The sequence below is a fragment of the Cyanobium sp. N5-Cardenillas genome, from assembly GCF_024345515.1.
Taxonomy (GTDB): domain Bacteria; phylum Cyanobacteriota; class Cyanobacteriia; order PCC-6307; family Cyanobiaceae; genus Cyanobium.
Genome location: NZ_JAGQBG010000189.1, coordinates 1 through 6,231 on the forward strand (window position 1 = coordinate 1; position 6,231 = coordinate 6,231).

8 protein-coding genes are annotated in these 6,231 nt (G+C 64.8%); 5 read left to right on the forward strand and 3 right to left on the reverse strand.

Annotated elements, in window-relative coordinates; genetic code table 11:
* From KBZ04_RS13365 to KBZ04_RS13375, 3 genes are all read left to right on the forward strand, one after another.
* Positions 1–575, forward strand: a 575-nt coding sequence (locus KBZ04_RS13365) for a cytochrome d ubiquinol oxidase subunit II (RefSeq protein WP_254992399.1), incomplete at its 5' end; no start/stop codon positions are given.
* Between the two features lie 53 nt (positions 576–628).
* Positions 629–1,105: a DsrE family protein gene (locus KBZ04_RS13370; protein WP_254992400.1), complete on the forward strand. Its 477-nt coding sequence runs from the start codon at positions 629–631 to the stop codon at positions 1,103–1,105.
* 34 nt (positions 1,106–1,139) lie between these two features.
* A complete protein-coding gene (locus KBZ04_RS13375; protein ID WP_254992401.1) occupies positions 1,140–1,631 on the forward strand; it encodes a rhodanese-like domain-containing protein in 492 nt (163 codons plus the stop codon).
* Here the strand turns inward: KBZ04_RS13375 and KBZ04_RS13380 are convergent.
* A complete protein-coding gene (locus KBZ04_RS13380; protein ID WP_254992402.1) occupies positions 1,622–2,128 on the reverse strand; it encodes a DUF3122 domain-containing protein in 507 nt (168 codons plus the stop codon). The two genes, KBZ04_RS13375 and KBZ04_RS13380, sit on opposite strands and share 10 nt — an antisense overlap.
* A gap of 81 nt (positions 2,129–2,209) precedes the next feature.
* Entirely contained in the window at positions 2,210–3,136 is a 927-nt protein-coding gene (locus KBZ04_RS13385) for an ion channel (RefSeq protein ID WP_254992403.1), read from the reverse strand.
* A gap of 126 nt (positions 3,137–3,262) precedes the next feature.
* Here KBZ04_RS13385 and KBZ04_RS13390 point away from each other — a divergent pair, with 126 nt between their 5' ends.
* Positions 3,263–4,558, forward strand: coding sequence for an FAD/NAD(P)-binding oxidoreductase (locus KBZ04_RS13390; RefSeq protein ID WP_254992404.1), 1,296 nt, complete (start codon positions 3,263–3,265; stop codon positions 4,556–4,558).
* Here KBZ04_RS13390 and KBZ04_RS13395 read toward each other — a convergent pair.
* Positions 4,503–5,396: a damage-control phosphatase ARMT1 family protein gene (locus KBZ04_RS13395; protein ID WP_254992405.1), complete on the reverse strand. Its 894-nt coding sequence runs from the start codon at positions 5,394–5,396 to the stop codon at positions 4,503–4,505. The two genes, KBZ04_RS13390 and KBZ04_RS13395, sit on opposite strands and share 56 nt — an antisense overlap.
* Before the next feature lie 274 nt (positions 5,397–5,670).
* On the opposite strand from KBZ04_RS13395, the gene KBZ04_RS13400 reads away from it, so the two are divergent.
* A complete protein-coding gene (locus KBZ04_RS13400) occupies positions 5,671–6,174 on the forward strand; it encodes a hypothetical protein (RefSeq protein ID WP_254992406.1) in 504 nt (167 codons plus the stop codon).
* Positions 6,175–6,231: the final 57 nt, after the last annotated feature.

Genomic DNA, 6,231 nt, shown 5'->3' on the forward strand with positions numbered 1-6,231 from the left:
ATGGGCACTTCATCGGCTCCCCCTGGATCTGGGTCAACGGCAGCAGCCTGGTGGTGGCCCTCACCCTGATCCAGGGGTATGTGCTGATCGGCTCCACCTACCTGATCCTCAAAACGAGTGGTGAGCTGCAGCAACTTCACGTGCGCACCGCCCGGCTGGCGGCGGCCACCACCCTAGGGGGCGCTCTGCTGATCACGGTCACCTCCCCCTTCGTGTCGGAAACGCTGCGGGCTCGCCTGTTTGATCCGGCCTTTCTGCCCTTCTTCGTGCTCCTGCCCCTGCTGGGCATCGCCCTGATCGTGCAGCTGTTCCGCAGCCTCTCCCTGGGCCAGGAGGTGTGGCCGTTCGTCTATACGGTCCTGCTGTTCATTCTCAGCTTCGCGGGTCTGGGGGTGATGGTGTTTCCGGCGATCATTCCGCCCTCAATCACCATCTTCGAAGCCTCTTCTTCCGTGACGTCGATGGTGTTCATGCTCACCTTCATTGGCGTTCTGATTCCGATTATGCTCTTTTACAACATCTACAACTACATCGCCTTCAGTGGCAAGGTCGATGCCGAACTCGACAAGGCCTGACCTCTCCAACCCGCCGAGCTCCCGTTTCCGTCCCTCGCCTGCCCCGGCTTTCCATGCTCCGTTTTCCTCGCCTGACCGGCACCCTCCTGGTGGGCTCCCTGCTCTCCGCCACCGTCGGAATCACCTCTCTGGGCATTCCCGAGCCCCGCTTCAGCTCCTGGCTGCTGCCTGCCGCCTACGCCGGCCAGCAGGATCCGCTTTTCGTCAACCTCACCTCCGATGATCCGCACCGGCTCAGAATGGCCCTGTCCTTCGCCCGGGCTCAGCAGAGGCTCGGGCATCCGGTCACGGTCTTCCTGAACGATCGTGCCGTCCTCGCGGCCAGCCGCATCAGGGCCGCCGCTCTCCGGGAGCAACAGGGACTGATGGCCGAATTGCTGGCTTCCGGGGGGGCGATTCTCGTCTGTCCCCTCTGCATGACGCACTACGGAATCAAGGAGCCCGAGCTCCTCACTGGACTGCAGATCGGAAACCCCACCACGACCGGGGCCGCTCTCTTCCGCCGGGGATCCCAGTCCCTCAGCTGGTGAACCTGGCGTCTTCGTGATCACCCCGATCCAACCCATGAAACGTTCGCTACTCCTGCTGTTGAGCGGCCTTGCCCTCTCTGTCCTGCTGCTGTTGGTTGGGGGCTCCGGCGCCGCGGCGGCAGAACCGCAGGGGAGTTCTCCTTTGCAGGGAACGATTGATCAGTATCTCCATTCCCTGCCCGCAGACTTCCACACGATCAGGACGGTTCCAGCCCTCAAAAAAGTGATAGCCAGTGGCAACGCCCTGCTGATCGATGTGCGCCAGCCTTCGGAGTACCGAACCGGCCACATCATCGGGGCCGTCAACATCCCCTTGAGGGAACTCGATGAGCACCTCAGCGACATCCCAACAGACAAGGAGATCGTCCTCTATTGCTCCACAGGCTTTCGATCGGCCATGGGGGTGATGGCCCTGCACCTGCAGGGCTTCACCCAGGTGCGGGGCTTTCCGCCAAGCCTCGCCGGCTGGCAGGCCGCCGGCGAGGCCGTCTCAGGCTCAGACGGGTCCGGGACCGCTCAGGCCTGATCACCGCCCCGGGGCACGGACCCCATGGCGTGGAGCGCCATGGCCTCATCGGGTGTGAGGTCGAAACCCAGGACCCCTTCGGCCGAAGGCACGGCGACATGCAGCGGCAGGGCCTCACTGGGCCGGGGCATCAGGGCCTCCAGGTCGAACTGGGCCGAGCCGGGGGGGATGGGACCACGCCCCTTCTCCACCAGCTCCTCGCTGCGGTTGGGCAGGCTCCATTCCTGGCCAGAGGAATCGCTCAACACCAGCTCCTCCTGGTGATCCAGCCGCGTGCCGCTCTCCAGGGCATTGAGGCGGAGGCGCAGGCCGGAGGGGTACTCGGGAAACGGCTGCTCGAAGACCCTGGCATTGAGCCGATGACCCGCCCCATCGTTGAGGGACCAGCCTTCGGCCGCGAGAGCAGGGGCGGCTCCCGTCAGCAAGACCAACAGCCAGGGGAGGAGGGCCAGAACCGACTTCCTGAGCAGGGAGAGACGGCGGCAGGAACGGGACATGACGGACAGCCCAGATTGATGATAAAACACTAGCGCGATTAACACATGAAAGCTGACCAGCTCTGCGCGACAGCGCCCCGTTCAGAGCGGCCCCTCCGAGGGACAGGGGTGCGTGCGGTTGAAATTGGCGAAATCGAAGCTCGGACCCTGGCCGTCGTCCTCCCGCATCATGTCCAGAAAGCCCTGGCCGAACAGCATCTGGGAGGCCGAGAAATTGTGGTGGGCATAGATCGGGCGCTCCAGGGTTTCGTCGATGCCACTGAAGGCAATCAGGATCTCCGCCTGACGCTCGGCCAGCTCGCTGGGCGTGCGTCCATGCAGGGGGCTGTCGTCGTCAATGGGATGCATCACCGTCCAGGCAAGCAGAAACAGCGGTGAGCGATCGCGACTCAGGGCCAGCGGATGCAGGCGTCGCATCCTGTGCCCCTCCGTCGTGCGCTCATCGATGGCGAGATAGGCCTGAACCCTGGCCTCCAGGATCGTTTTGCGGCGCTCGTTGGCCAGGCGGAACATCAAGGTGGGCCGACCGTCGTAATCGTGCACGGTGACCACCTCGGAGAACAGGATCCGCGCGGTGGAACGGGAGAAGCGGCTGAACGCCATCCCCGTCATCAAGGCGATCACGATCAGTCCCAGCAGGGATTCAACCGTGACGACCAGATGGGTGAACAGGCTGGTGGGGTGAAAGACGCCATAGCCGATCGAGCCCAGGGTCTGCACGCTGAAGAAGAAGGCCTCCGAGAAACCGGTCGCTTCACCCTCCACCCCGGCGATGCCATGGGGGTCGAGCCGGTAGAGCAGGGCGAAGAGGATGTTGAGCAGCAGATACCCGGCGGCGATCAACCCGAAGAAGCCCGGCCAGGGCACCGCCAGCATCAGGTGATTGGGATGGCGCCAATGGCGGATCCAGTCCCCCGGATTCACGGCGGTGAAGATGCCTCCGTGCTTCTGGAGCCGCTCCGGCGCGGCCACAGGGGGCAGAGGCGCAGGCCGCTGAGCTGGAGCCATCGGCCTGACTCTGACGCTGGACCCTGATTCTATCCGCCTATGCGTCTGTGCGCATGAATTTATGTGTGTGCTGCTGCGGATCGTCGTCGCGTCCACCCAGAGTGAAGCCCCTGGCGTGATGGGGAGATGGCTGCTGCTGCATCGGAAGACCATCGCCACCACCGGGTTCTGATCGTGGGTGGCGGCTCCGCCGGGATCACCGTCGCCGCCCAGTTGCTGCGCGCCCGCCCCGGGCTGGATGTGGCGATCCTGGAACCCGCCTCCGTCCACGCCTACCAGTCCGGCTGGATCCTGGCCGGCGCCGGCCTGCTCCCCTACGCCCAGACCCAGCGGCCCGAGGCCGCCGTGATCCCGGCCGGTGCCGTCTGGATCAAGGACAGCGCCGCTTCCTTCGAGCCGGAAGCCCGCCGGGTGATCACCGCGGCTGGGGTCGCCCTCAGCTACGAGGTGCTGGTGATGGCGACGGGGCTGAAGCTCGACTGGAGCCGCATCCAGGGCCTGCCGGAGGCCCTCGGCCACCACGGGGTGGTCAGCAACTACTCCCACCCCCACATCGCCTCCACCTGGAAGGCGATCCGGAACTTCCGCGGTGGAACGGCCCTGTTCACCCATCCGGCCACCCCGATCAAATGCGGCGGCGCCCCCCAGAAGGTGATGTATCTGGCCGACGACATCTTCCAGGCCACCAGCGGCGTGGGCGTGAACACCCGGGTGATCTTCTGCAGCGCCCAGGCGCAGCTGTATCCGGTGGAGGCCTACAACGCCAGCGTTGAGCGGGTCGTGGCGCGCCGGGGGATCGAGACCCGTCTGCTCCACAACCTGGTCGAGGTGCGCGCCCAGGAGCGGGTGGCCGTGTTCGAGGTGCGGGCCGAGGGCCAGGAGCCGAGGCGCGAGGAGATTGCCTACGACCTGCTCCATGTGGTGCCCCCGATGGCGGCGCCGGACGTGATCGCGGCCAGCCCCCTGGCGATCGCCGGGCCGGGGGGCTGGGTGGAGGTCGATCGATTCACCTGCCAGCACAAGCGCTTTGGCGACGTGTTCGCCCTCGGCGACGTCAGTTCTCTGCCCACGGCCAAGAGCCTGGCGGCCGTGCGCGGCCAGGCGCCGGTGCTGGTGGCCAACCTGCTGGCCCGGCTCGATGGCGACCCGCTGCAGGCCCGGTACGACGGCTACACCGCCTGCCCCCTGATCACCAGCTTCCACGATGTGGTGATGGCGGAGTTCGACTACAGCCTCCAGCCGGTGAGTTCCTTCCTGGTGGACCCCACCAAGGAGCGCTGGAGCATGTTCCTGGTGGAAACGCGCGTGTTCCCCTGGGTGTACTGGCACCGGGTGCTCAAGGGGCGCCTGCACGAAAGCCGCTTCCTCAAGCCGTTCGGGCCCCTGGTGCGTGCCCTGGGGCTGGCGCGTCGCGAGACATGAGCAGCATCTGGGTGCCGATGGGCTGACCGACAAGCTCAGCAATCACGGGACATTTCGCCTTGAACAGAAAAAAGAGCTGACCTGACTCATCACTCAGGGATTCATAGTTCCCCTGACCCTTGGCAATGATCAGGTCGGCGGCGGCAAAGCGTTCCCGCAGGTCCTGGCTGCAGTCCGAGAGGATCGTTCCGGGTGCATCCGAGCCGTTGTCGATGACCTCCACCATCCGATCAAGCCCCACCCGCTCGGCATCGACTCTGGTGGCATCATTGAGGACCGGAAATCCACGTACGACAAGGGTAATCGTCCGGGGAAGCAACTGGTTGATCAGCAGGCGATCAATCGCGATTTCGCCCGCATTATCCGCCAGATAGAGGATCGTTTCAGCCTCAGAAACAGCGGCGCGGAACTGCTCCACATCGCCATGGAATGGATCCTTCAGGGCCCTCTCCAGGGCCTGCCGCACATCCTGCTCCGTGAGCCGGCCGTTGCTGCCCATGTCGATGGCATTACCGGCGATCGCCAGACGGGCGGCCATCAGGAGAGGGTCTTCACAGGCCTCCACCTCGGCCTCAAGCGCTGGAACCATGTCCATCGCGACGCGATTCTGCCAGGCTTTCGACTCGCGGTAGGGGTCGACCACGCCCGTCATCTCCCGAAGACGCCGGTGCAGGCACTGCGCCATGGCCGGTGGTGATGCTGTCAGGTCCATGCCTTCGGCCCAATGCAGTGCATCCCTGAGCAGGCGCTCATGGATCGATGCATCGGAGGTGACCAGTCGGGCCGCCTCCAGTGACTGGCGCAGCAGGCAAGGAATGCAATCCAGCGATGTGTTCATGGCGACGAACGATGCAATCGTGCTGCAGGACGATCTCGATCTGCAGCATCACGACGACTGGTGCAGATCGAGACTCTATGGCAGCGGTTCCCTGGAAGAGTGACATGCCAGGGGGTCCCTGGCATTTTCAGGCTCACGCTAATGACGGCCGGCGCTTGCGCAAGCTTTGGATATCCGTATGCGCCGCATCAGGCGTTCTGATTAGGTTGACAATGTCCCCGAAGAGAACCACAAGCCAATGAAAAGAATTCTTGCTTTGTTCGCCTCCATGGTGATGACGCCCTGGCGCCGCCTGGTCGACAGCGGCCGTGGCGGGATCGTGGCGGTCGGACTGTTCGTGCTGGCCTCGCTCCTGTCACCATCGGCCGCCTCAGCCGCTGACACCGATGGCAACGGGAATCTTGATGACGGCGCGGGGCACCGCCTCGGCGGCATGATCTACGAATCGTCAGACATCAACGCGGCCAAGGGTCTGCGCATCCGGCTGAATGCGGAGTCCCCCAGGCTGAGCCTGGACCATGCCAGGCCCCTGCGGCTCAGTGATGGCAAGGATCAGAACTGGAGTCTCGCCAACCGCAGCGCTGAGCTCACGGCCTCTGTCGGTGGCGCGATCCCGGCCACGTCCTCCCAGTTCGACGCCGGCTGCCTCGATCCGACCCCTGCCGATGGCCTGCCCCTGAAGATCACGGTGCCGAGTTCCGCCGGAGATCTGAGCTTTGCCCTCTCCCCGGGCCAGGTCCAGACCCTCCACTCCCTGACGGACGCTTGCATGAACTGACGACCACCTGGGAGCCGCAGGCCTCGGTACCTTGTTGCCATGCGCCTGCTGCACACC

Coding starts and splice junctions, on each gene's coding strand:
- KBZ04_RS13370 (WP_254992400.1), top strand. CDS start 629: ATGCTCCGTTTTCCTCGCCTGACCGGCACCCTCCTGGTGGGCTCCCTG.
- KBZ04_RS13375 (WP_254992401.1), top strand. CDS start 1,140: ATGAAACGTTCGCTACTCCTGCTGTTGAGCGGCCTTGCCCTCTCTGTC.
- KBZ04_RS13380 (WP_254992402.1), bottom strand. CDS start 2,128: ATGTCCCGTTCCTGCCGCCGTCTCTCCCTGCTCAGGAAGTCGGTTCTG.
- KBZ04_RS13385 (WP_254992403.1), bottom strand. CDS start 3,136: ATGGCTCCAGCTCAGCGGCCTGCGCCTCTGCCCCCTGTGGCCGCGCCG.
- KBZ04_RS13390 (WP_254992404.1), top strand. CDS start 3,263: ATGGCTGCTGCTGCATCGGAAGACCATCGCCACCACCGGGTTCTGATC.
- KBZ04_RS13395 (WP_254992405.1), bottom strand. CDS start 5,396: ATGAACACATCGCTGGATTGCATTCCTTGCCTGCTGCGCCAGTCACTG.
- KBZ04_RS13400 (WP_254992406.1), top strand. CDS start 5,671: ATGACGCCCTGGCGCCGCCTGGTCGACAGCGGCCGTGGCGGGATCGTG.